We start from the raw sequence: 22,679 nt of genomic DNA on the forward strand, positions 1-22,679 counted from the left end.
CTTTTTACCTCTCTACTTCCTTTCCATAATAATTTTCATAGTTTTTCCTATACTGAACAAGGTCAGAAAATTGTTCTTTATTTAAAGAATACTCTTGCATAAGGGTGTTCTTTTTTTCTTGCAATTTATCAAGTCTCGTTAATATTTCTTTTGTATTTGGAAGCTTTTTATATCTTTCTAATATTTCTTTAGCAGCTATTTTATAGACGGCAAGTTCACTATAATATTCTTGTGTAAATTGTTTATCTTCAGGATTTTTCTTATGGTATTTATAGATTTCACGATACTTATTTATATTATTTATATTTTCCATATCCTGGGATAAACTCTTCATTTCAGTTTCAATCTTCTTTATTTTATCTAATAAGTCTTGTCTATCATCAGCAGATTTTTTGATTAGATCATCGAGTTGAGTAATTGAATTAATTCCTTGTTCTCTTAATTTAATTATTGAATCAGCCATTGTTTTGATATTATGTTTTCTTGCCCAAACTTCATAACCTTTTGAGGATTGAGCTTTTTTATTAGTAGATATATCAATAACATTTCCTATTCGTTTTTTTATAGGATTAGCTTTATTTTTGATAGCTAAATATATTCTTTCTTTAATTTTTTCTTCAGTATAATCTTCTCCGATAGTCTTTGCTCTTGTAAATCTTTGCTTATCTTTATCACGAAAAGCAATGTGTTTACCAAATTTAATTTCATAATCAAGAGATTTCATATTTTCTAAAAACTCTTCCCAGGAGTTAGACTTATTAATCATTCTATCTATATCAAATTGCATTTTAGATTTCCAGGAACTTCCTTTCTTACTTTGGTCAAATTCATACCAAGATTTACCAGCAGTTTTATATTTTCTTTTATAAGCTTCATAATATTCATCAATGACTGAAATCTTATTTTCTTTACATAATTCGTCACTTTGATACCTGATTTTATGGTAAGTTTTTTTGTTAGATTGGTAGCATTTACCAGTCTTGTAATTAACATTATTAAGCAGGCTAAGTATCCAACGCCTTGCATTATTTCTAATGTAGGTTTTTAGATACTCGCCCCCAAACCGTACGTACACCTCTCGATGTATACGGCTTTCCATTTATTCTTCATTTGAGTTGTTAATTTTTTTAAAACATTCATTACAAATTACTAGAGTTTTTCTATTAATGCTTTTCATAAAAATATGCCAAGCATATTCATCAGTTAAGTCTTTAATCTTTTTCACTTGATACACTTTTAGATTATTAGTTTCTTTCCCGCACCATTCACACTTATTATTTTTTAATCTTAAACCTAGCGTTGGTTTCTTAGGATAGAATTTTTGCTTATGAATGACATCAGCATTATCACATTGGGGAAATTCTTTTCTAGCCAAGCTGTCTTTCCAAAGTAAACGAGTTTTGTTATTCCCGTTTTTATCTGTATAACTTATACCAAAGTCTTTATCAGTACGGTATCTAGTTATAATATCCGTTACCTTTGTTCTATATTTGCAAGCCAATGTTTTATACAGACTATATTCCATAATGTATCTAAACTTATGGAGCTTTGAAGAATTATTTGCGTGTCTGTAATAGTTACAGAATCCTCTGATTTCTCCGTTATATTGGTCTAATATGCTTAAGTCTGTTCTTGATGTTAGCTTAGTTCTTTCTTTAGGAAACCATACTTCTTTTCTATTTAAATTTTTAATTCTTAATGCCCCAAGCTCTATTAGCTTATTTTGTATTGTTGAAGTTGATAGCTCAAGTCTTACATGACCACCAAAGTTTCTTGCTTTTATACCTGCTTTTGTCCTTTTTGTATGATTACTTCCAGGAGTTGCTCTGATATCAAAACCTAGGAACTTGGCTCTATCTGTTGATTTTGTTACTAGCGTTTTTTCATCAGATAGTTCGAGGTTTAATTCTGATTTGATAAATTGACCAATGTCTTGTTTTACCTTTTCAGCATCTGCCTTAGAACCGATAATGCCGATAATGAAATCATCAGCATATCTAACATACTGTATTCTCTTGAAGTTTTCATTCATAGGATTTAAGCAAGGTATATTGAAATATCTTTTGTTTATCTCTTCAATTTCTGATTTAATATCATCTATTTCATTTTTATTGGTTGTCTTGCTTAACTTATTTTCAAGTCTTTTTCTTCTATCATAGAGAGCTTTATATTCCTTATTTTGTTTTCTTTTATTACCTTTATCAAAGCTTTCCTTGTAATTTTGCATATACTTGTCAAACTTATCCAAGTAAATATTTGAAAGTATGGGACTTATTATTGACCCTTGTGGCATTCCACTGTAGGTGTTGTGATACTCATTTTGTTTCATGTATCCGGCTTTAAGAAACTTTCTTATTAATCTTAGAAACCTTTCATCGTCAATACGCTTGGATAGAATGTCTATAATAATGTTATGGTCTATATTGTCAAAGAAACCTTTAATGTCTCCTTCAACAAACCATTTACATCTTACGAATCTATTTTGAATTTGTCTTAAAGCGGTATGACAACTTCTATTATCTCTAAAGCCATGAGATGTGTCCTCAAAGCTTTCATCGTAGATGGAATTTAATAACATTCTACATACTTCCTGTACTAATTTATCGTCAATACTTGGTATGCCTAATGGTCTTAATTTCCCATTTTTCTTTGGAATATATACTCTTTTTGTTGGTGTGGGTGAGTAACTTTCATCTTTTAGTGAATCAATGATTTTGTTAATTCTCTCTAAGCTCATTGCACTTATTGTTTGATTATCTACACATTTAGTCATATTTCCTGCGTTAGCATAAATATTTTGGTATGCTTGTAAGAACAGGTCTATGTTGTACAGGTTACGATACAATCTTTTGTAAGTGTAGTTTTCTTCTTTTGAATGTTTTCTCAAACTAATCAATACATTGTTGGGATTTCTCATAGTGCCTCTCGCACCTTCCTTTCCTCTGAATTGAATGAATAAACTGCCTCCCTTCACCATGTGAGAGTTATTATCTCTCTCGGATTACTACGAAGGCTCCGTTACCATATCAGATATTCAGGTTCTTAAAACCATAGCATTTTTTCGCTTTCTGACTTAGGTAATCTCCATTTAGTATCGAAGTAAAAAGCAAGCGTTGATTGTCGGATATGCTTTTCGTCCTTTCATGCTTATGCAAGCGGATTGAGTGTAAAGTTTTGCCTAATGCATTAATCTTCGCTACATAGGTACACTCAACATAACGTATATAGATATCTTTCGTTATGACCACCACAAATGTTCCTCGGACTGGCATTCAATCAGTTTAAATTTTATCCTCATATCAACTTTAGGTCTCGCCATTCAGTCGTGGAATGATATCTATCCAACTTATGACTTTAATAACGTGCTATTGTCCTCTTTGGATTTCTCCTCTAAGTTAGTTATTGACCTTAGATATTAAAACTACTATTCTACCATTTTGCTAAAATGGATTTACTTCGTACCTTATGGACGCACAAATAATATGATTATGGATATGCCCTCTATCTACATGAGTTGCAAGAACAAATTCATAATCTTCTTTTAAAATTTTCTTGCATAATTCCATTCCAATTTGATGAGCTTTTATAGGATCAACCTCTCCTGGTAGAAAAGATTGAATTAAATGTCTAGCCAAAACTGTACCTTTAGTATCATTGTCTTCACGTGTTTTCATAAATTGAATATGGGCAGTAGATGGATGACATTTGAATGAAGATACCAAGATTTTTTCATCAGTTTTTTCACTCTTGGTAATGTAATCTATTGCCAAATTTAGAGTTGATTTTATAGGATGTATTTTTGTAATTGCCATACTAATCACCAGAACTTTCTTTTGATTTATTAAGAAGTAGGGTATGGATCTGCCATATTTCTCTTGATAATTTTTCTATCTGCTTATTCATAGATTCAAGTTCATTTTTGTATATAACACCAGTTGTATTAGTAGCTTTTGCAATCTGGTTTATATTATTTGTTGCATTCGAAAGTAGCCATTGTAGGTTTCTAAATGGTTCTAAATCTACTACATAAATTTCTTTTTCCAATACACATTTTCTAAGAAAGTGGGACATAGTTTTGCAGTTTGCAAGTTTTATTTTCTTTTCAAAAACTTCCTTTTCTTCCTTAGTTACTTTTATTTCTATTCTTTTATTTCTAAATCTATTTGCCGTTTTATTCTCCTTTATAAAATATATTTCGGGGTCTTAGGGTTCTCCCTAAAAGTTTGCCCCAGCCAATAGTTTCAAATGAGAGCTTGCTCGAATTGTCGAAACTATTAGGCGAGGGTACAAAGTAAAAATTAAAAAAATGGAGCATACCGTAAAGGTCTGCTCCATTAATTTTTTCGTAAGTGTCCGTACACTTACTGTGCTTGCTATTAAAGTTATAAGCGTTAAGCGTATATTTAATTTTATATCTAAAAACCTAATTTTGAAATTATAATAGCTCCAATAACTGCACCAATAACCGTAGCAATTATACCGAATATCCACTTCATTATATAATTATGACTTTCTATCCTAGAAATAAAATGATTGTAAGAGACTCCTTTATTTGTAAGATTTAAGTGATAGGGATATTGTCTGCCCAGAATACTGTAATATAATTTCCTTCTTTAAGTGCTTTAAAAGAATTTCTAATTTTTAAATCGTCTGATGAATCTAATTTATCAAATTTATTAGTCCAATATTCTTGTTGTTCTTCCTCACTCAACTTTTTTATTTTTCTAATTTCTTTCAATAATATCCAATCTTGTTTAGTCATATTTATTATCCTTAACGTAATAACTTTTATATCCTTCTATTACTCATAATTTCCTCCAAGTATGAGTTTAATTCTACCTTTAAACACTGGAGTACTAATCAAGAATACAATTACATAATGTATAAAGGAATTTATCGTCATATTTTTTGTTATTGATAATTGATGATAATTTGACCTATTATTTTAAAAACGGTTAGAGTGCTTATAATAAAATTCATTGTCAACCATAGGGCAACTGATAATTTTATGATATCAATTTATATTGAAAAAATCTCCTAATCATATTTCTTATTTTATCTTTTACCTTACAAATAAACATGAGCAATGTCTTCGTTGGTTACATTTTTATCTTCAATATAAATTTTGTTGCCATCAATTATTATCATAGATTTTCCTTTTAATACTACTAACTATACTTAATTCTTTCTTATAATCATTTTATAAATTCGATTTTGAAACTCTTTGTTTTATTCTAAAAGCTAATTACAATCGTATTTCATATCTTCAGCTATTTTTTGCAAAGCTCTGTATCTATCAGTATATTTTTCTATCTTTATCATAAACATTTTTATTACTATATCTATCATATTTACCAGTGATGCAAAATAGTAATCGTTTAAAAAATATGCACAAAGGTTAGCAGATTTATAAATTTATTTAAGTTATACTACACTTTTAAAGACAAGAAACTTAGTTCGCATTTATTCTCACCAAGTGAAAATAATCTAGTGAGAATAGGGTCTTTATAAATTCAGAAAAAAGGAAAGGACTTACTTTATGAAAATAACAATAATGGATCTAAGTAAATATTCCTTTTTCTATAATTTACTATGATTATCATCAAGATAACTCTGATGAAAAATTAAATATTATTAACACTAGAAAGAGTTTCTTTCATTTTAGAGGACTAACCATGCCCAAGAGCAGGAGTCCTCCTTTTTTATAGACGAATTGTCAAATCAAATGCAACACCTATGGTAAGAGACCAAAAAGTTCTTCTTTAGGTGTTTTATATTTTATACATTTTCTAGGTCTATTATTCATTAAACTTAAGTTATAATTTAATTCATCAATATTCACTTCTGATAAATCCATACCCTTAGGATAAAACTCCCTCAAAAGTCCGTTACTATTTTCATTTGTACCTTTTTGCCATGCACAATAGGGATCACAAAAATAAGTTTTGCATCCTAATTCTTTTTCTATTTTCTCAAATTCTGAAAATTCTTTACCTCTATCAAAGGTTATTGTTTTTACTAATTCTTTTGGATAATCTTTTAATGCATTTATTATTGCTGGTGTTACGCTTTCCGACTTTCTATTTTCAACTAGGATTGCTATATAATATCTAGATTTTCTTTCTGCTAAAGTTACGAAACAACATCTACTTTTCCTTTTATGATCTAATCTGCCTGATTCCACTGTATCTGCTTCCCAGTGGCCTAATTCTTGCCTTCTGTATATCTCTTTAGGTCTTTTCTTAATTGTTCTACCTTTATCATTGAATTTTCCTCTTTTTTCTGCTGGCCTTTTAAATTTAGCTTTTCTTCTCAAATTTTTCATACTAGTTTTTGGCAGCTTTTTGGCGTGTATCATTCTATATATCGTTGATGTAGATGGTAATTCATGAATCTCATTTGTGTTTCTATTTGATATTTGTTCAGGGGACCAATGTTCGTTAATCTTTACAGTTAAATAATCAATAACATCTTTAGAAAATTTACTTTTTCTATGGCAGTCTTTTCTTCTATCAATATATTTATCATTTGCCTTTATCGGAAAGTACTTAGTGTAACTTCCCCTACTAACTTTTATCTTAGATGAATTTCTTTTAATTTCTCTAGATATTGTACTAGGTGACCTTTTAAGTGCTTGTGCAATTTTCCTTATACTCATTCCTAAATTTAAAAATTGGTAAATACAAGATCTTTCTTCTATGGTAAGATGGTTATAGCTCATAGTTAATCACTCCTTTTAATATGTTTTGTTTGGTCACTTACATATTAACACAGCTGATTAGCTATGAGTTTATTTATGTTGCACTTGTTATGATAAATTATCTGCATAAAAATATCTGTTAGGGATTTACTCCCCAACAGATATTATAGAGCCTAAAAAAATAGGACTACATGAATATTTAAAATATTTATGTGGTCCTTTTTTTTACATATATTTTCCAAACTTATTTCTCGCTTTTATTTTAGTTCCCAAATAAGCAATTTTGGCAAGTCTTTTGGTAGGAAATAAACTTTTCTTGCCTGTAACTTTATTTACAACAGCTTTCTTAGCACCTTTTAACAATAATTTTTTTAACATATTACACCGCCTTTTATAAATTTATACCACATTATCACAAATTTAATACAGAATTTAGCTAAATAGCTATAATTATTGTATAATGTATTTATGGAAAATAATATTAATAATAAAGTAGAGAGAGTAATAATAGTTGGAACGGACATTGGGGCGAGACCTCATAGCCTTGCAACTTCAATAAATGAATTGGAAGAATTGGTTAAAGCAGCTGGAGCAGAAGTTGTTGGAGTGGTAACTCAAAATATAGACAAGTATTCTCCTAAGTATTTAATTGGTACGGGAAAAATACAAGAGATAAAGGAAATGATTAAACCACTTGAAGCAAATGTTGTTGTCTTTAACGATGAGCTTTCAGGAGTTCAACTTAGAAATATAGAGGACGAATTAAAAGTCAAAATTTTGGATAGAACAAATTTGATTTTGGATATATTTGCAATACGTGCTTCAACGTATGAGGCGAAATTGCAAGTTCAGTTAGCTCAATTAAGCTATCAATTGCCAAGGCTTTTGGGGATTGATGGATGGTCTAGAACCGGAGGGGGAATTGGTACAAGAGGACCTGGAGAGCAGATAATTGAAACTGACAGACGTAGAATTTTAAGAGAAATCTAAACTATAAAAGAGAAATTAAAAAAAGCGGAAAAGACTAGAGAAACTCAAAGAACCGGAAGAAAAAATTCCATGATTCCAATAGTATCTTTGGTTGGATATACCAATGCGGGCAAGTCTACAATCTTAAATAGAATTAAGATTTCAGATGCAAAAGAAGTGTTTGTAAAAGATATGCTATTCGCCACTCTTGACCCAAGTTCAAGAAAGGCGAAATTATTAAACGGCATGGACTTTATAATCTCAGATACGGTTGGATTCGTATCTAAACTTCCTACAAAACTTGTTGAGGCGTTTAAGTCAACTCTTGAAGAGATAAAGCATTCAGATTTAATACTTCATGTAATAGATGCATCGAATGAGGATTTAGAAATTCAATACAAGACAACTATGGATATCTTAGAAGAATTAAAAGTTGATAGAAGCAGAATACTAACTGTATTTAACAAGATGGATAGAGTAGGTGGAGATTTACTTATAAATCCAAGACATGGTGAGAACAGAATATATATTTCAGCGACTCATGACGAAAGCATGGACAAACTCTTAAAGGCTATTGAAGATAATTTGCCGGAGAGATTTTACAATGCAAAATTATTGATCGGATATGCGGATTCAGATACATTGTCTGAAATTTTAAATAAACACAACCATGAAAATTTAGAGTATAGAGAAGATGGGGTGAGCTTAGAAGTAATTTTAAGTGAAGCTGAATTCAGAAAGTATGAAAGGTTTGTTGTCTAATGTTTCTGAGCATTTTTAAAGACGGAAAAGACGAGTTTATAGAGAAAAAATCTAAGTTTATAGGACATAGCTTTATAGTCAGCAGTGAAGAAGAGGCTTTAGAAAAAATAGACAAGATAAAAGCAGAGTATAGAGATGCAACGCACAATTGTAGCGCATATATAATAGGCGAAGACAAGCTAATTCAGCGATATAATGACGATGGAGAGCCATCAGGCACTGCGGGAATACCGATGCTTGAAGTTTTGAAAAAAGAAAATCTTACAAATGTAGTTGTAATTGCAACGAGATATTTTGGCGGAACTCTTTTAGGAGCGGGTGGACTTGTAAGAGCTTATACCAAGACTGCAAAAGTGGCGATTGATGCTGGAGTTGTGGTATCTATGATAGAGCATGAAGAGATGTCATTTTCTTATGAATATACTTTTCATGGAGCCATAACGAATTATTTGTTGAAGAATGAATATAAGATTTTAAAAGAAAATTATTCTGACAAAGTTGAAGTGATTTTGCACAGAAGGTTAGATGATGAAAAGCTTATAAAAGATATGAACAATATGACTGGCGGGGGAGTGAATTATAGAGTTATAACCACTCTTTTACTGCCGGTGAAAGACAATAAAATACTTTATTAGAGGTAATTATGAAAAGAGAAGTTGAAAATATAGTAAAATGGATTAGAGAGACAGTTGAAAATGCGGGTGCAAAAGGAGTTATAATTGGGCTTAGCGGAGGTATCGATTCAGCCGTAGTAGGAGCTCTTGCAAGACGTGCATTTCCAAATACATCACTAGGGTTGATTATGCCTTGTGAAAGCAATGAAGAGGACGAAAAAGACGCCAGATTAGTTTCAGAGGCAATTGGACTAAAAATTGAGAAGGTAGATTTAACTCAAACTTACAGACAGTTGATTTCAAGTTCGTTTAATTCTGAAAATAGAATGGCTAGGTCAAATATAAAACCACGTCTTAGAATGACAACTCTTTATTACTATGCACAAGATTTAGGATACTTGGTACTTGGATGTTCAAATGCTTCTGAATTTTATATTGGATATTATACGAAATATGGCGATTCAGGGTCTGATATAATTCCTCTTGCAGAATACTTAAAAGATGAAGTTTATGATTTGGCAAGAGAGCTTGGAGTTCCAAACAAGATTATAGACAAACAACCGACAGCTGGACTTTGGGAAGCTCAAACAGATGAAAAAGAAATGGGATTTAGCTATGCAGCTTTGAATGCATATATAAGGGGCGAAGAAGTAGAGGAAGAAATTGCGAAGAAGATAGAGAGAATGCACAACAATTCAGAGCATAAGAGAAAATTTGCCTCAATATATCACAGAAAATAATATTAGATAGGATACTGTTAAGTCAGTGTCCTATTTTATAATATAAAAATAAAATGGAGTAAATACATGCAAGTAAGAACACTTTTGGATACAGATGATAAATTAAAAATAAGTGAAATATATGAAAAAAGTTGGAAAGTAGCTTACAGTAATATATTTTCAAAAGAATTTTTGGATTCGATAGAACCAGGGAAGTGGGTGGATTTTTTAAGTTTAGAAAATATAAACACTTTAGTTTTAGAAGATGAAGGAAAATTTTTAGGAACTTTAAGTTATTCAAAGTCTAGATTTTTAGAAATGGAAGATTGGGGAGAAATAATTTCTCTCTATATTTTGCCTGAATATACAGGAAATGGACTTGGAAAAATTTTATCCAAAGAAGGAATAAATAATTTGTCAAAATTGAATTTTGAAAATATATTTTTATATGTCTTAGAAGAAAATAAAAGAGCTATAAAATTTTATGAGAGAATGGGATTTAAATATAGTGGAGAGTACATAAATGATAATGTAGGAGGAAAAGACGTTAAAGAACTTAAATATTGCATGAAATTAAACAATAAATGAAACTTGTTGGGAGAAAAGTACAACTATCTAAGCATTAATTAATTTGTGATAAGTAAATAATATAAAAAAATTATAAAAAATCTTGTTGACATTTATTTCACTTTAAAGTAGAATACATTTAAAGCTAAGACAGAGAAAAAGATATGGATCTTTATCAAAGAGAGTCGGAGTTGGTGTGAGCCGATATAAAGTAAGTATGTAATATTCACTCTTGAGCTTAATGGTAGAAATTTTTAAGTAGACTATTACGGCGGCCACCGTTATCTAAGGCAAGGCGTTTATTGACGCTAGTGAGGTAATCTATACATAAAATTAGATTATAAAATTAGGTGGTACCACGATGCTTCGTCCTATGTAGGACGGAGCTTTTTTTATTTTATGGATTAATTCAACAAATAAAAGTGAGCTGGTTATAAGCTACAAAGATTTCTAAAAACTAATTTTAAGATAAGTTGTGTGTAAAAAAGAGGAGAAAGAAAGATGAAAAAATTATTATCGTTGTTAGTTCTTTTGTTGTTAGTAGGGTGTCAAAGCAACAATCAAAAAGTTTCCGAAAAAGATGTTCAAGAGGGAGAAAAAGTAAAAGTTGGAATTATACAATTTATGGATCATGTTTCTCTTGATGCAGCAAGAGAAGGGTTCGTTGAACAGCTAAAGGAAAGTGGACTTGATGTTGAAGTTGTGGAGCAATCTGCAAATGGAGATATGTCTTTAACTAACACAATTGCTCAAAGTTTAAAGGCTGATGGAGTTGATTTAATTTATGCGATAGCAACTCCGGCTGCACAAGCTGCTAAGAATACAATCACAGATATTCCAATAGTATTCAGTGCAGTTACTGACCCTATAGGAGCGGAACTTGTTAAAACTTTTGAAAATCCTGATGCAAATGTGACAGGAGTTTCAGACTATGTGAGCAGTGAAGCTCAAATTGACAGTTTCTTAAAAATATTCCCTAATGTTAAAACTTTCGGAGTAATTTATAACACTTCAGAACAAAATTCTTTAGTTCAAATTCAAGAGTTAAAGAGTAATTTATCTAAGAGGGGAATTGAACTTGAGACAGTTGGAGTGAGTGCAGTTAATGATATTCCACAAGCAGTAGCTTCAATAGCTCCAAAGATAGATGCACTATTCGCATTGACTGATAACTTGGTTGCAAATGCAGCACCTATAGTTTCAGATACACTTATAAAAAATAATATTCCATCACTATCTGCAGAAGAAGGGCAAGTTAAAAATGGATTGTTGATGAGTGAAGGTGTTAACTATAAAGAACAAGGTAAGCAAGCTGGAAGAATGGCCGTTAAAATTTTAAATGGAGAGTCGGTTTCAAACATTCCAGTTGAGTTAAATGAAATAAATACAAAGCTTGTAAATGAAAAAACAGCAAAGGCTTTAGGCGTTGACCTAAATGTAGAAAATTTAAAAGATGCAGAAAAAGTTCAATAATTAATCTTGACTTTAAACCGATATAGCATTATAATTCATATTAATTTAATTAGAACCTATTGAGGAAAGAAAGAAATACAAGGTTAATCACAGAGAGTCGGACTAAGCTGAGAGTCGATATTAAACGGTATTTTAATACATTCCTCAGGTTATCTATTGAAATAAAGTAGGTAGATACGTGTCTGTCGTTATCAGAAATGAGATGTAGTTTTAAAACTATGAATCAGGGTGGTACCGCGGAGTTTAGTCCTTCGCCCCTCATATTAGAGGGGTTGAAGGGCTTTTTTATTGAAAGGAGGAAGAAAGATGAAAAAAATATTGTTAGTACTTATTGGCTTATTGTTAGTAGGATGTGCAAAGACATCTGAACAACCGAAGGAATCAAAAGAAAAAGTAAAAGTTGGAGTCATACAATTTGCAGAGCACGTTGCACTTGATAGAGCAAGAGAAGGTTTTGTGGAAGAGTTAAAGACTTTAGGAGTGGATGCTGATGTTGAAGTAGTAAATGTTCAAGCAGATATGGGACTTATTCCTACAACAGCTAAGAAGTTTGAAGGACAAGGAGTTGATTTAATTTACGCAATAGCAACTCCAGCTGCTCAAGGAGCTCAAAGTGCTGTGGGAGATATACCTATAATATTCAATGCTGTAACAGATCCTGAAAGTGCAGAGCTTGTAGCCACAAATGAAAAACCAGGAGCTAATGTGACAGGTGTTTCAGATTACTTTTCAGTAGATACTCAATTGAGTAAGTTTTTAGAGCTTTTCCCAGAAACTAAGAGCATAGGAATTCTTTACTCAACAGGAGAGGTTAATTCAGAAGCTCAAATAAAACAAATAAAAGAATTTGCGGATAAAAAAGGAATAGAAATAGTTGCACAAGGTTTGAGTTCGACAAATGATGTAGCACAAGCTATAACAGCTTTAGTTCCTAAGATTGATGCATACTTTGCAATTCAAGATAATTTAGCATCTTCAGCAGCCACAACAATTTCAAAAGTGTTGATGGAAAATAAAATCCCATCATTAGCTGGAGAAGAAGGACCGGTAGAAAATGGAATGCTTTTAACAGATGGCATAGACTACAATGTGTTAGGTCAAGAAGCAGCTAAGATAGCTAAGAAAATAATTGACGGACAAAAACCTGCTGATATACCAGTTGTATTTTTAGAAGATTCAACAAGAGTTGTCAACAAGACAACAACACAAGCTCTAAATATGTCAGATAAAAAAGATTTATTTGAAGGAGCAAAAGAAGTTAGCAATTAAACGGAGGAAGAAATGTTAGAAAGATTATTACCAGTTGTCACAGCATCTGTAGAGATGGGGCTTATATTCGCACTACTATCTATAGGGGTTGTAATCACATACAAGATTTTAAGAATAGCAGATTTATCTTTAGAGGGAACATTCCCTCTTGGGGCTTTTATATTTGCAAGATTTGTAACTCAAGGAATGAATATATATGTTGGAATGGCATTTAGCTTTTTAGGCGGACTATTGGCCGGATGGATAACATATCTAATATATAAAAAATTGAAAGTAGAAGCTCTATTAGCTGGTATCTTAACTATGACAATTTTATATTCAATAAATTTAAAGATAACTGGTAAAGCTAATGTACCTCTTATAAACAGTGAAACAATTTTTACTAAATTTCCGAATGTTCCAAAAATAGTTTTACTTGGAATAATAGTAATTTTAGTTAAGTTAGCATTAGATTATTTCTTCAGGACAGAAAAAGGATACCTTCTATTTGTTACAGGAGATAACGAATCCCTTGTAAAATCACTTGGTCAAAACCCAGACTTTTATACAATGTTTGGTCTTATGATTTCAAATGCAATAATCGCTTTTAGTGGTAGTTTAATGGCTCAATACAATGGATTTGCAGATGCGGGCATGGGAGCCACAATGATAGTAACAGGACTTGCATCTATCATAATAGGAGATACATTCTTAAGAAATTCAACTAAATTAGGCGTTACAACAAGAGCTATAATCGGAGCCATAGCATATAGACTTATTGCAGGACTTGCACTATACAAAGGGCTTGACCCACAAAGTTTAAAGATGGTAACAGCACTTATAGTTATACTTTTCATAGCTTACAACAACGCTACATCAACATACGGATTAAAACTTATGCAAAATAGGAGGAAGAAAAATGCTTAGCATAGAAAATTTGAGCAAGACTTTTTATCCATCAACACCAGAAGAAAATAAAATATTCGATAACTTTTCACTTAATATAGAAGAAAACAAATGCACTACAATATTAGGACCTAACGGATGTGGCAAGAGTACACTATTCAATATGATAAGTGGTGCTATTGGAGTGGACGATGGAGTTATAAATTTAAATGGAGTTGACCTAACAAAGCTCGGAGAAAAAGACAGAGCAATATATATAGGAAAAGTAAGTCAAGATCCATCAAAAGGGGTTAGCCCATCATTAGACATATTAGAAAATATGGCGCTATCTTTAAAGAAATCTGAGAGATTTTCATTTGCAAGATTGTTAAAGAATACAGACGTTAATTTAATAGTAAATAAATTAAAGGAAGTTGACTTGGGACTTGAAAATAAACTAAAGACAAAAGTAAAATTCCTTTCAGGTGGACAAAGACAATCTCTTTCACTTTTGATGGCAACTCTAAAAAAACCATCTCTACTATTGTTAGATGAACACACAGCGGCGTTAGATCCAAAGACATCTAAGATAATAATGGATAAGACAGCAGATTTAATAAAAAGAGAGAAAATCACAACTCTTATGATTACTCACAATTTGAAAAATGCAATCGACTATTCAGACAGAATCATCATGTTAAACAAGGGTAAAGTTGTATTAGACGTTAAAGCTTCAGAGATAACTGAAGAGGAATTAAATAGGAAATATAACGAAAATATTGAAAAAAGCATTGCATAAATAAATGTAAATTAAAGTGAACTCCAGAGCATCTGGAGTTTTTTGGTTGCTATAAAGCATTAATAAGGTTAAAATATTAACATAAGGGGGTTTATATGAGAAAAAATAATAATAATTCGTTATTTGATGTAGATGGACAACCAAGTTTTCAAAGGTCATTTCCCATAGCATTACAACATCTATTGGCTATGATTGTAGGAAATAGTCTTCCGGCACTTGTTTTAGCAAATGCACTTAAAGGAACACCTCACGAAATAGCTCCAGAACAATCCATTTATATCATTCAAGCAGGAATGTTTTTGGCAGCCATAGCAACCATGATACAATTGTATCCCGTACTTAAATTCGGTGCTAAGTTACCGGTGATTATGGGGGTATCATTTTCATACATACCTATTCTTTTACAAATAGGACTAAAATATGGTATGCCGGCTGTTTTCGGAGCGGAGATAGTAGGTGGATTTGTAGCTATAGTAGTTGGGCTATTGATAGGAAAGATAAGGAAATATTTCCCACCAATAGTCAGTGGTACTGTAGTGCTTACAATTGGTTTGTCTTTATACTCAGTAGCAATTGGATATATGGCCGGTGGAAATGGAAATCCAATGTACGGCAGTATATATAATTGGGGAGTTGCAATCTTAACTCTTATAGTAGTTTTGATTTGCAATATGTATGGTAAGGGAATAATTAAATTAGCGGCAATCTTAGTAGGGATGTTTGTAGGATATATTGCTTCTATTATATTGAACTTTACTGTTGCTCCAGGATTTATTAATTTTTCAAATGCACAAAACGCAGCATGGTTTACACTTCCTAAAATTTTACCAATGGGCATAGAATTTGTACCATCTGCACTTTTTGTAATGGCAATAATGTTTATAGTTAATTCAGTCCAAGCTGTTGGGGATTTATCTTCTACTACTATAGGTGGAATGGATAGAGAAGCTACAGATTTAGAAATTTCTGGTGGAATAACAGCCATGGGTATTTCTTCAATTGTAGGTGGGTTTATAGGTTCACTTCCTACAGCAACATATTCACAAAATGTTGGGATTGTGTCTATGACTAAAGTAGTTGCAAGAAAAGTGCTTGCAATAACAGCTGCTATGATTTTGATAGCAGGCTTTATACCAAAGTTTGGTGGGGTAATGCTTTCAATACCACAGTGTGTAATAGGTGGAGCTACAATTTCTGTATTTGCTCAAATAACTATGAATGGTATGAAGCTTATAACTTCAGAAGAACTTTCTGTTAGAAATTCAACTATAGTTGGACTTGGGATAGCTATTGGGATGGGAATTAACTCAGTGAAAGCAGCGACACAATTGTTAGAAGCAGCTCATCCTACAATACACATGATACTTACTTCATCTCCAGTTATTTTAGCTACAATGGTGGTATTTTTCTTAAATATAATCCTACCTAAAAAGACGCTTGAAGAAGAAAAGAGAGAAAGAGAAGAAATAGATAGAAAATAATAAGTTTGAATTTATAAAACTTAAAAAATATAAAATTAAATTGTAGATAAAAAACACTTGGTGAATTGCTAAGTGTCTTTTGTTTTGAAAGAAATAATTGAGACTTAATTGACAAGTCACAAAAAACATAATAACTGTCTTGTCAGTGGTAAATATAGATGGCACTATTTTCTTTGAGATATCGAAAAGGAGAGAGATGAATTTTTGTGAGGAATTAAGAAAGTTAAAAGAAGAAAAAGATGTTGTAATTTTGGCACATTATTATGTGGCGTAATAAAAGTAGATTTGATTATTAAATCTAGAAGAGATATTTCTAAATTTATGCAACAACTTGAATCAGGTGTAAGCATTCCATTAAAAGGCATAACGTCTAACTACCATTACCATATCATAATGGCCGATAGTGAAAAAATACTTTTTGAAGTAAAAGAAAAATTGAAAGAAAAAGAATTTCTATTGGAATAATGATGAAGAATTTAATAAATAATTAAAAATTCTATAATTCGTGGATACGAGTTATGGAATTTTTTTATTATGAAGAGATTAATTACTTAAAAATATATTTGGTATAAAAAATAACGTAATTGAGAATTTAATTTTAGAGATATAGGGGAATTGGTACATAAATTTGAAAAAAATAAATAAAATGCTAATTAAAATGAAAAAAAATTCCAATAATTATTGTGTGCTATTTTTAAATATGGTATACTTTTTTTGAAAAATTGTAACAAAAATTGATTGGTTTTTAGTCAATAAAAATTTTATTGATAAAAAATTAAAAAATTCTTTATTTTCAGAAAGTTTAAAGAAAAATTTCTTAAAACATATTGATTTTTAGAAAAAAATATTATAGAATAAACAAGAGGAGTGAGAAGTTGAATAAGATAGAAAAAAATCAACTCTTAAAATCCTACATACCTTATGTGGATTTCATGGCGAATGTGACAGGAAAGAAATGTGAAGTAGTGCTTAGGAATTTTCATGAAGGTGAAAGCGATATCATCTATATAGTAAATGGCCATCTTTCAGGTAGAAAAGTAGGGGATTCAATAACAGGATATGCCCTTAAAAAGATAATGAAAGCTGACTACAAGACTAACGATTATGTTACTAATTACATAATGATAAACGAAATAAATCAAAAGGTTTTTAGAGCGTCAACTTACTATATAAAAGAAGCTAATGAACTAATAGGTCTTATAAGTATAAATTATGACCTAACTGATTATTTGAAGTTTAGAGATTTCTATAACGAATCTGTTTTATACGGAGTTGAAGAGTCTCCTGATTCAAATAGAAAAGATTATTTCGGAGATTCATTGGATGATATAACAGAAGCCGTCATACATAATGTACTAATCTACTGGGACAGATCAATTCCGATCAGACACATTTATCATGATGAAAACCCAATAAGACAAATGTACAACCTTGGTGTATTCAAGTACAAAGGTGCTGTGAATAAGGTTGCTGAAATGTTAGACATTTCAATTCAGACGATTTATAGGTATATCAAAAATATTGAGAGCTCTAATGAGCGAGTAAAGAAGGAGAAATAAATGGAATTTAAAGAATTGATAGGAAAGCTTGATGATTTAAATTTTGAAAATCTATACCAAGATGACTTTTTACTAACTTGGGACAAAAGCGATGAAGAATTAGAAGCTGTATTTGTAGTAGCTGATGCTATTAGAGAATTAAGGGAAAACAATAAATCTGCTAAGATTTTTGATTCTGGATTAGGTATTTCAATTTTCAGAGATAACTCTACAAGAACAAGATTTTCATACGCATCTGCTTGTAACTTATTAGGACTTGAAGTCCAAGATCTTGATGAAAAGAAATCCCAAATAGCTCACGGAGAAACTCTACTTGAAACAGCTAACATGGTTTCATTCATGGCTGATGTTGTAGGTATCAGAGACGATATGTACATCGGACAAGGACACGAATACCAAGTGGAATTTGCAAAATCTGTACAAAGAGGATACGAAGAAGGAACTCTTAACCAAAGACCTACATTAGTATCTTTACAATGTGATAGAGATCACCCAACTCAAATGATGGCTGATACACTTCACTTTGCAAACTATTTTGATGGACTTGAATCACTAAAGGGTAAAAAAGTAGCTCTTACTTGGGCTTATTCTCCATCTTACGGAAAGCCATTATCTTGCCCACAAGGTGGTATAGCACTTTGGTCAAGACTTGGAATGGACGTAGTACTTGCTCATCCAGAAGGATACGAAGTAATGGAAGATATCGTTGAAATCGCTAAGAAAAACGCTGAAGAATCAGGCGGATCTTTCACAGTAACTAACGATATGGCTGAAGCTTTCAAAGATGCTGATATAGTATATCCTAAATCTTGGGCTCCATTCGCTGCTATGGAAAAGAGAACTAACCTTTACTCAGCAGGAGATTTCGACGGAATCGACGAATTAGAAAAAGAATTATTAAAACAAAATGCAGATCACAAAGACTGGACAGTAACTGAAGAATTAATGAGCACAACAAAAGACGGAAAAGCTCTTTACTGTCACCCACTTCCAGCTGATATCACTGGCGTATCAACTGATGAAGGAGAAGTTGATGCATCTGTATTCGATAGATATAGAAAAGACCTTTATCAAGAAGCTAGCTACAAACCATATATAATTGCAGCTATGATATTCTTACAAAAGATAAAGAACCCTAAAGCAAAATTAGAAGAACTTTGGAACGCTGATACTCCAAGAATTAACAAATAAGGAGAGTTATAATGAGTTTAGATTTTGAAGCAATAAAAGTAAAAGCAAAAGAATATGAACCAGACATGGTAGCTTTCTTAAGAGATTTAATTAAACTTAAGGGAGAATCATGTGAAGAAGGCGATAAAGCTAAGAGAATCAAAGAAGAAATGGAAAAAGTTGGATTCGATAAGGCTTGGATCGACGGACAAGGTAACGTACTTGGTGAAATGGGAACTGGAGATATCCAAATCGCATTTGACGGACACATCGATACAGTAGGTATCGGAAACATCGACAACTGGGAATTCGACCCATACGATGGATTCGAAGACGAAAACCTAATCGGTGGACGTGGTGGTTCTGACCAACTTGGCGGACCTGTTTCAGCTGTATACGGCGCAAAAATCATGAAAGACTTAGGTCTATTAAATGATAAATACAGAGTTTTAGTTACTGGTACAGTTCAAGAAGAAGACTGTGACGGAAACTGCTGGTTATATATGATAGAAAAAGAAGGAATCAAACCTGAATTTGTAGTTTCTACAGAGCCAACTGACGGTGGTATCTATAGAGGCCAAAGAGGAAGAATGGAAATCAGAGTGGAAGTAGAAGGAGTTTCTTGCCACGGTTCAGCTCCAGAAAGAGGAGACAATGCTATTTATAAAATGGCTGACATTCTTAAAGAAATCGAACAACTTAACGAAAACCCAGCTGATGATTCAGTAGAAATCAAAGGTTTAGTAAAGATGTTAGATGAAAAATATAACCCAGAATGGAAAGAAGCTAGATTCTTAGGAAGAGGAACAGTAACAACTTCTCAAATCTTCTTCACTTCTCCATCAAGATGTGCAGTAGCTGACTCTTGTGCTATTTCATTAGACAGAAGAATGACAGCTGGTGAAACTTGGGAATCTTGTATAGCTGAAATAGCAAACTTGCCATCAGCTAAAAAACATGGTGCTAAAGTAACTATGTACGATTATTCAAGACCATCTTGGACAGGACTTTCATATGAACAAGAAGCTTACTTCCCAACTTGGGTAATTCCAGAAGATCACAAAGTTACAAAAGCTTTAGAAGAAGCTTACAAAGGACTTTATGGGGATGAAAGAATTGCTCCTCCAATTGAGAAAGAGCAACAAAAGAGAGCTGCAAGACCACTTACAGATAAATGGACTTTCTCTACAAACGGAGTAGCTATTATGGGACGTCATGGTATTCCAGTAATTGGTTTTGGACCAGGAGCTGAAGACCAAGCACACGCACCTAACGAAGTTACATTCAAACAAGACTTAGTAACTTGTGCAGCAACTTACGCAGCACTTCCTACTATTTATACAAAATAATTGTTACGGAAATAAACTTTGAGCTCATGCCTTTACATGAGCTCTTTTAATTAAATAAAAGAGGAGAAATTAATGAAGAAAATAGTTTTAGCATTAGGCGGTAATGCACTTGGAGATACTCCAGAAGAACAACAACAAGCTGTAAAACACACAGCAGTTTCAATTGTAGATTTAATTGAAGAGGGAAATGAAGTAATAGTAGCTCATGGAAACGGACCACAAGTTGGTATGATAAATTTAGCTATGAGCACAGCTAATGCAACTGATGCATCTGTTCCATCAATGCCATTCCCAGAATGTGGAGCTATGAGCCAAGGATACATAGGCTATCATTTACAAAATGCTATCGGAAATGAATTAGCTAAGAGAAATATAAATAAACCAGTTGTAACATTAGTAACTCAAGTTTTAGTAGATAAAGACGACAAAGCTTTTGCAAACCCTACAAAACCAATAGGAACTTTCTATTCAGAAGAAGAAGCTAAAGAACTTGAATCAACAAAAGGTTACACAATGAAAGAAGACTCAGGAAGAGGATTTAGACGTGTAGTACCATCACCAAAGCCAATCGATATAGTTGAAAAAGATGCTGTTGAATCATTAGTTGGAAAAGCTGTAATCATCTGTGGCGGTGGCGGCGGAATCCCTGTTATCAAAACAGAAACAGGTTTAGAAGGCGTTGCAGCAGTTATAGATAAAGACTTCACATCAGCTAAGATAGCAGAAGTTTTAAATGCTGATTCACTTATCATCTTAACAGCAGTGGATAAAGTTGCTATAAATTTCGGAAAAGAAGATGAAAAATGGCTTGATGAACTTTCGATTGCAGAAGTACAAACATATATTGATGCAAATGAATTTGGAGCAGGTTCAATGCTTCCTAAAGTAGAAGCTGCTGTAGGATTTGTTAAGAGCAAAGAAGGAAGAGAAGCTCTTATAACATCTCTTGAGAAAGCAAAAGCTGCACTAAAAGGTGAAACAGGAACTAGAATAGTTAATAAATAAAAATAATTTATTAATTTTAAAATAAATAATAAAAAGATCAAATTAATTTGTTATAATATAGATAACAGATTAATTTGATTTGATTTGATAAAGCGATGTGTTTAGGAGGTAAACGATGGATAAATTTAATTTAGTTGAATTAGAACTAGATAAAAACGAAGTTAACATTGATTTTGTGAATGATGAAGTGGCACAAAAAGCAATAGGATTTCACAAAAGTTTTCCGCAATATTCTAAAACACCTCTAGTAGAACTTAAAGATTTAGCTAAAGAAGTTGGAGTTAAGTCAATTAATGTAAAAGATGAATCATATAGATTTGGATTAAATGCATTTAAGGTACTTGGGGGAAGTTTTGCAATAGGAAACTATATTGCACAAAGACTTGGAATGGACATTAGCGAACTTCCATACGAAAAAATGATTTCAAAAGAAATCAAAGAAAAATTAGGTGATGTTACATTTGCTACAGCAACAGATGGTAACCACGGAAGAGGAGTAGCTTGGACAGCTAATCAATTAGGACAAAAGTCTAAAGTATTCATGCCAAAGGGTTCAGCAAAAGAAAGACTTGAAAATATTAGAAAAGAAAATTCAGATGCTGATATCTACGAATACAACTATGATGAATGTGTAAGACTTGCAGATAAATATGCTAAAGAAAACAACGGTATAATGGTTCAAGATACATCTTGGGATGGATATGAAGAAATTCCAACTTGGATTATGCAAGGTTATATGACAATGGCAAAAGAAGCTTATGAAGAGCTAAAAGAAAGAGAAGAAGAGCCAACTCACATCTTCCTTCAAGCTGGAGTAGGTTCAATGTCATCAGCAGTAACAGGATACTTCGCAAATGTTATGAAAGATAACATGCCTGTAATTACAATTGTTGAACCAAATCAAGCAAACTGCTTATTTAGAACAGCAAAAGCAGATGATGGAAAGCTTCACATTGTAGAAGGAGATATGGATTCAATTATGGCAGGTCTAAACTGTGGTGAGCCTGTAACAATTGGATGGCCTGTATTAAAGAAACATGCTAAATTCTACCTATCAGTAGATGATTTATATGCAGCACACGGAATGAGACTACTTGGAAACCCACTTGGAAATGATACTAAGGTTATTTCTGGTGAATCCGGAGCAGTTACAGCAGGTGTTGTTCACAAGCTTTTAACAGATGAGTCACTAAAAGCTGAAAAAGAAAAATTAGGTTTAAATGAAAATTCAGTAGTTCTTTGCTTCTCAACAGAAGGAGATACTGATAAAGAAGGATATAGAAGAATAGTTTGGGATGGTCAAAACCCTAGTCTATAATGGCTAAATACTTTGTAATTATTTAATGTGAGGACTTGCGCTGTGCGTGAGTTCTCAAAGT

Annotated in this window: 19 protein-coding genes, 4 pseudogenes and 2 other annotated features; of the genes and pseudogenes, 15 read left to right on the forward strand and 8 right to left on the reverse strand. The window is 32.1% G+C overall.

Annotation, left to right across the window (positions count from 1 at the left end):
- Nucleotides 1-4: 4 nt before the first annotated feature.
- The 8 genes and pseudogenes from B8869_RS08680 to B8869_RS11605 all read right to left on the reverse strand — a co-directional run.
- A pseudogene (locus B8869_RS08680) lies at nt 5-1,003 on the reverse strand (relaxase family protein); the annotation flags it as partial.
- Between the two features lie 96 nt (nt 1,004-1,099).
- On the reverse strand, nt 1,100-2,917 hold the full coding sequence (gene ltrA, locus B8869_RS08685) for a group II intron reverse transcriptase/maturase (protein ID WP_234989821.1): 1,818 nt from the start codon (nt 2,915-2,917) through the stop codon (nt 1,100-1,102).
- Nucleotides 2,918-3,455: 538 nt separating this feature from the next.
- Nucleotides 3,456-3,812, reverse strand: a pseudogene (locus B8869_RS08690) (relaxase/mobilization nuclease domain-containing protein); the annotation flags it as partial.
- A gap of 1 nt (nt 3,813) precedes the next feature.
- Nucleotides 3,814-4,185 (reverse strand): plasmid mobilization protein, encoded by a 372-nt coding sequence (locus B8869_RS08695; RefSeq protein WP_084230694.1) that lies wholly within the window; start codon nt 4,183-4,185, stop codon nt 3,814-3,816.
- A gap of 376 nt (nt 4,186-4,561) precedes the next feature.
- On the reverse strand, nt 4,562-4,762 hold the full coding sequence (locus B8869_RS11790) for a hypothetical protein (protein WP_200805993.1): 201 nt from the start codon (nt 4,760-4,762) through the stop codon (nt 4,562-4,564).
- 39 nt (nt 4,763-4,801) lie between these two features.
- A pseudogene (locus tag B8869_RS12125) lies at nt 4,802-5,004 on the reverse strand (hypothetical protein); the annotation flags it as partial.
- Nucleotides 5,005-5,734: 730 nt separating this feature from the next.
- Nucleotides 5,735-6,721 carry an IS30 family transposase gene (locus B8869_RS08705; RefSeq protein WP_084229742.1) on the reverse strand — a complete coding sequence of 329 codons (987 nt, stop codon included), beginning with the start codon at nt 6,719-6,721 and terminating at the stop codon, nt 5,735-5,737.
- A gap of 204 nt (nt 6,722-6,925) precedes the next feature.
- A complete protein-coding gene (locus tag B8869_RS11605; protein ID WP_159445254.1) occupies nt 6,926-7,078 on the reverse strand; it encodes a hypothetical protein in 153 nt (50 codons plus the stop codon).
- 90 nt (nt 7,079-7,168) lie between these two features.
- On the opposite strand from B8869_RS11605, the pseudogene hflX reads away from it, so the two are divergent.
- From hflX to dpaL, 15 genes and pseudogenes are all read left to right on the forward strand, one after another.
- Nucleotides 7,169-8,431 (forward strand): annotated as a pseudogene (gene hflX / locus B8869_RS08710) (GTPase HflX).
- Entirely contained in the window at nt 8,431-9,066 is a 636-nt protein-coding gene (locus tag B8869_RS08715; protein WP_084231245.1) for a YigZ family protein, read from the forward strand. Before hflX ends, B8869_RS08715 begins: the two are co-directional and overlap by 1 nt.
- Before the next feature lie 8 nt (nt 9,067-9,074).
- Nucleotides 9,075-9,785, forward strand: a complete 711-nt coding sequence (gene nadE / locus B8869_RS08720; protein ID WP_084231246.1) for an NAD(+) synthase — start codon at nt 9,075-9,077, stop codon at nt 9,783-9,785.
- A 66-nt stretch (nt 9,786-9,851) separates the two neighbouring features.
- Nucleotides 9,852-10,352, forward strand: coding sequence for a GNAT family N-acetyltransferase (locus B8869_RS08725; protein ID WP_084231247.1), 501 nt, complete (start codon nt 9,852-9,854; stop codon nt 10,350-10,352).
- Between the two features lie 117 nt (nt 10,353-10,469).
- Nucleotides 10,470-10,708: a binding site (T-box leader), on the forward strand.
- A gap of 124 nt (nt 10,709-10,832) precedes the next feature.
- Nucleotides 10,833-11,804 carry an ABC transporter substrate-binding protein gene (locus tag B8869_RS08730; protein ID WP_084231248.1) on the forward strand — a complete coding sequence of 324 codons (972 nt, stop codon included), beginning with the start codon at nt 10,833-10,835 and terminating at the stop codon, nt 11,802-11,804.
- Nucleotides 11,805-11,853: 49 nt separating this feature from the next.
- Nucleotides 11,854-12,066, forward strand: a binding site (T-box leader).
- Nucleotides 12,067-12,110: 44 nt separating this feature from the next.
- A complete protein-coding gene (locus B8869_RS08735; protein ID WP_084231249.1) occupies nt 12,111-13,073 on the forward strand; it encodes an ABC transporter substrate-binding protein in 963 nt (320 codons plus the stop codon).
- A gap of 12 nt (nt 13,074-13,085) precedes the next feature.
- Nucleotides 13,086-13,979, forward strand: a complete 894-nt coding sequence (locus tag B8869_RS08740) for an ABC transporter permease (protein ID WP_084231250.1) — start codon at nt 13,086-13,088, stop codon at nt 13,977-13,979.
- Nucleotides 13,972-14,736, forward strand: coding sequence for an ABC transporter ATP-binding protein (locus tag B8869_RS08745; protein WP_084231251.1), 765 nt, complete (start codon nt 13,972-13,974; stop codon nt 14,734-14,736). Before B8869_RS08740 ends, B8869_RS08745 begins: the two co-directional genes overlap by 8 nt.
- Nucleotides 14,737-14,831: 95 nt before the next feature.
- On the forward strand, nt 14,832-16,217 hold the full coding sequence (locus B8869_RS08750) for a uracil-xanthine permease family protein (RefSeq protein WP_084231252.1): 1,386 nt from the start codon (nt 14,832-14,834) through the stop codon (nt 16,215-16,217).
- A gap of 273 nt (nt 16,218-16,490) precedes the next feature.
- Entirely contained in the window at nt 16,491-16,682 is a 192-nt protein-coding gene (locus B8869_RS08755) for a 3H domain-containing protein (RefSeq protein ID WP_268802075.1), read from the forward strand.
- Nucleotides 16,683-17,092: 410 nt separating this feature from the next.
- The gene (locus tag B8869_RS08760; protein WP_084231254.1) at nt 17,093-17,776 is read left to right on the forward strand and encodes a helix-turn-helix transcriptional regulator; all 684 of its coding nucleotides are present in this window, start codon (nt 17,093-17,095) and stop codon (nt 17,774-17,776) included.
- Nucleotides 17,777-18,967 (forward strand): knotted carbamoyltransferase YgeW, encoded by a 1,191-nt coding sequence (ygeW, locus tag B8869_RS08765; protein WP_084231255.1) that lies wholly within the window; start codon nt 17,777-17,779, stop codon nt 18,965-18,967.
- 11 nt (nt 18,968-18,978) lie between these two features.
- Nucleotides 18,979-20,295 carry a YgeY family selenium metabolism-linked hydrolase gene (locus B8869_RS08770; RefSeq protein ID WP_084231256.1) on the forward strand — a complete coding sequence of 439 codons (1,317 nt, stop codon included), beginning with the start codon at nt 18,979-18,981 and terminating at the stop codon, nt 20,293-20,295.
- Between the two features lie 72 nt (nt 20,296-20,367).
- Nucleotides 20,368-21,300, forward strand: coding sequence for a carbamate kinase (gene arcC / locus B8869_RS08775; RefSeq protein ID WP_084231257.1), 933 nt, complete (start codon nt 20,368-20,370; stop codon nt 21,298-21,300).
- 115 nt (nt 21,301-21,415) lie between these two features.
- Nucleotides 21,416-22,618: a diaminopropionate ammonia-lyase gene (gene dpaL, locus B8869_RS08780; protein WP_084231258.1), complete on the forward strand. Its 1,203-nt coding sequence runs from the start codon at nt 21,416-21,418 to the stop codon at nt 22,616-22,618.
- Nucleotides 22,619-22,679 lie beyond the last annotated feature (61 nt).

The sequence above is a fragment of the Peptoniphilus asaccharolyticus DSM 20463 genome (assembly GCF_900176115.1).
GTDB lineage: Bacteria > Bacillota > Clostridia > Tissierellales > Peptoniphilaceae > Peptoniphilus > Peptoniphilus asaccharolyticus.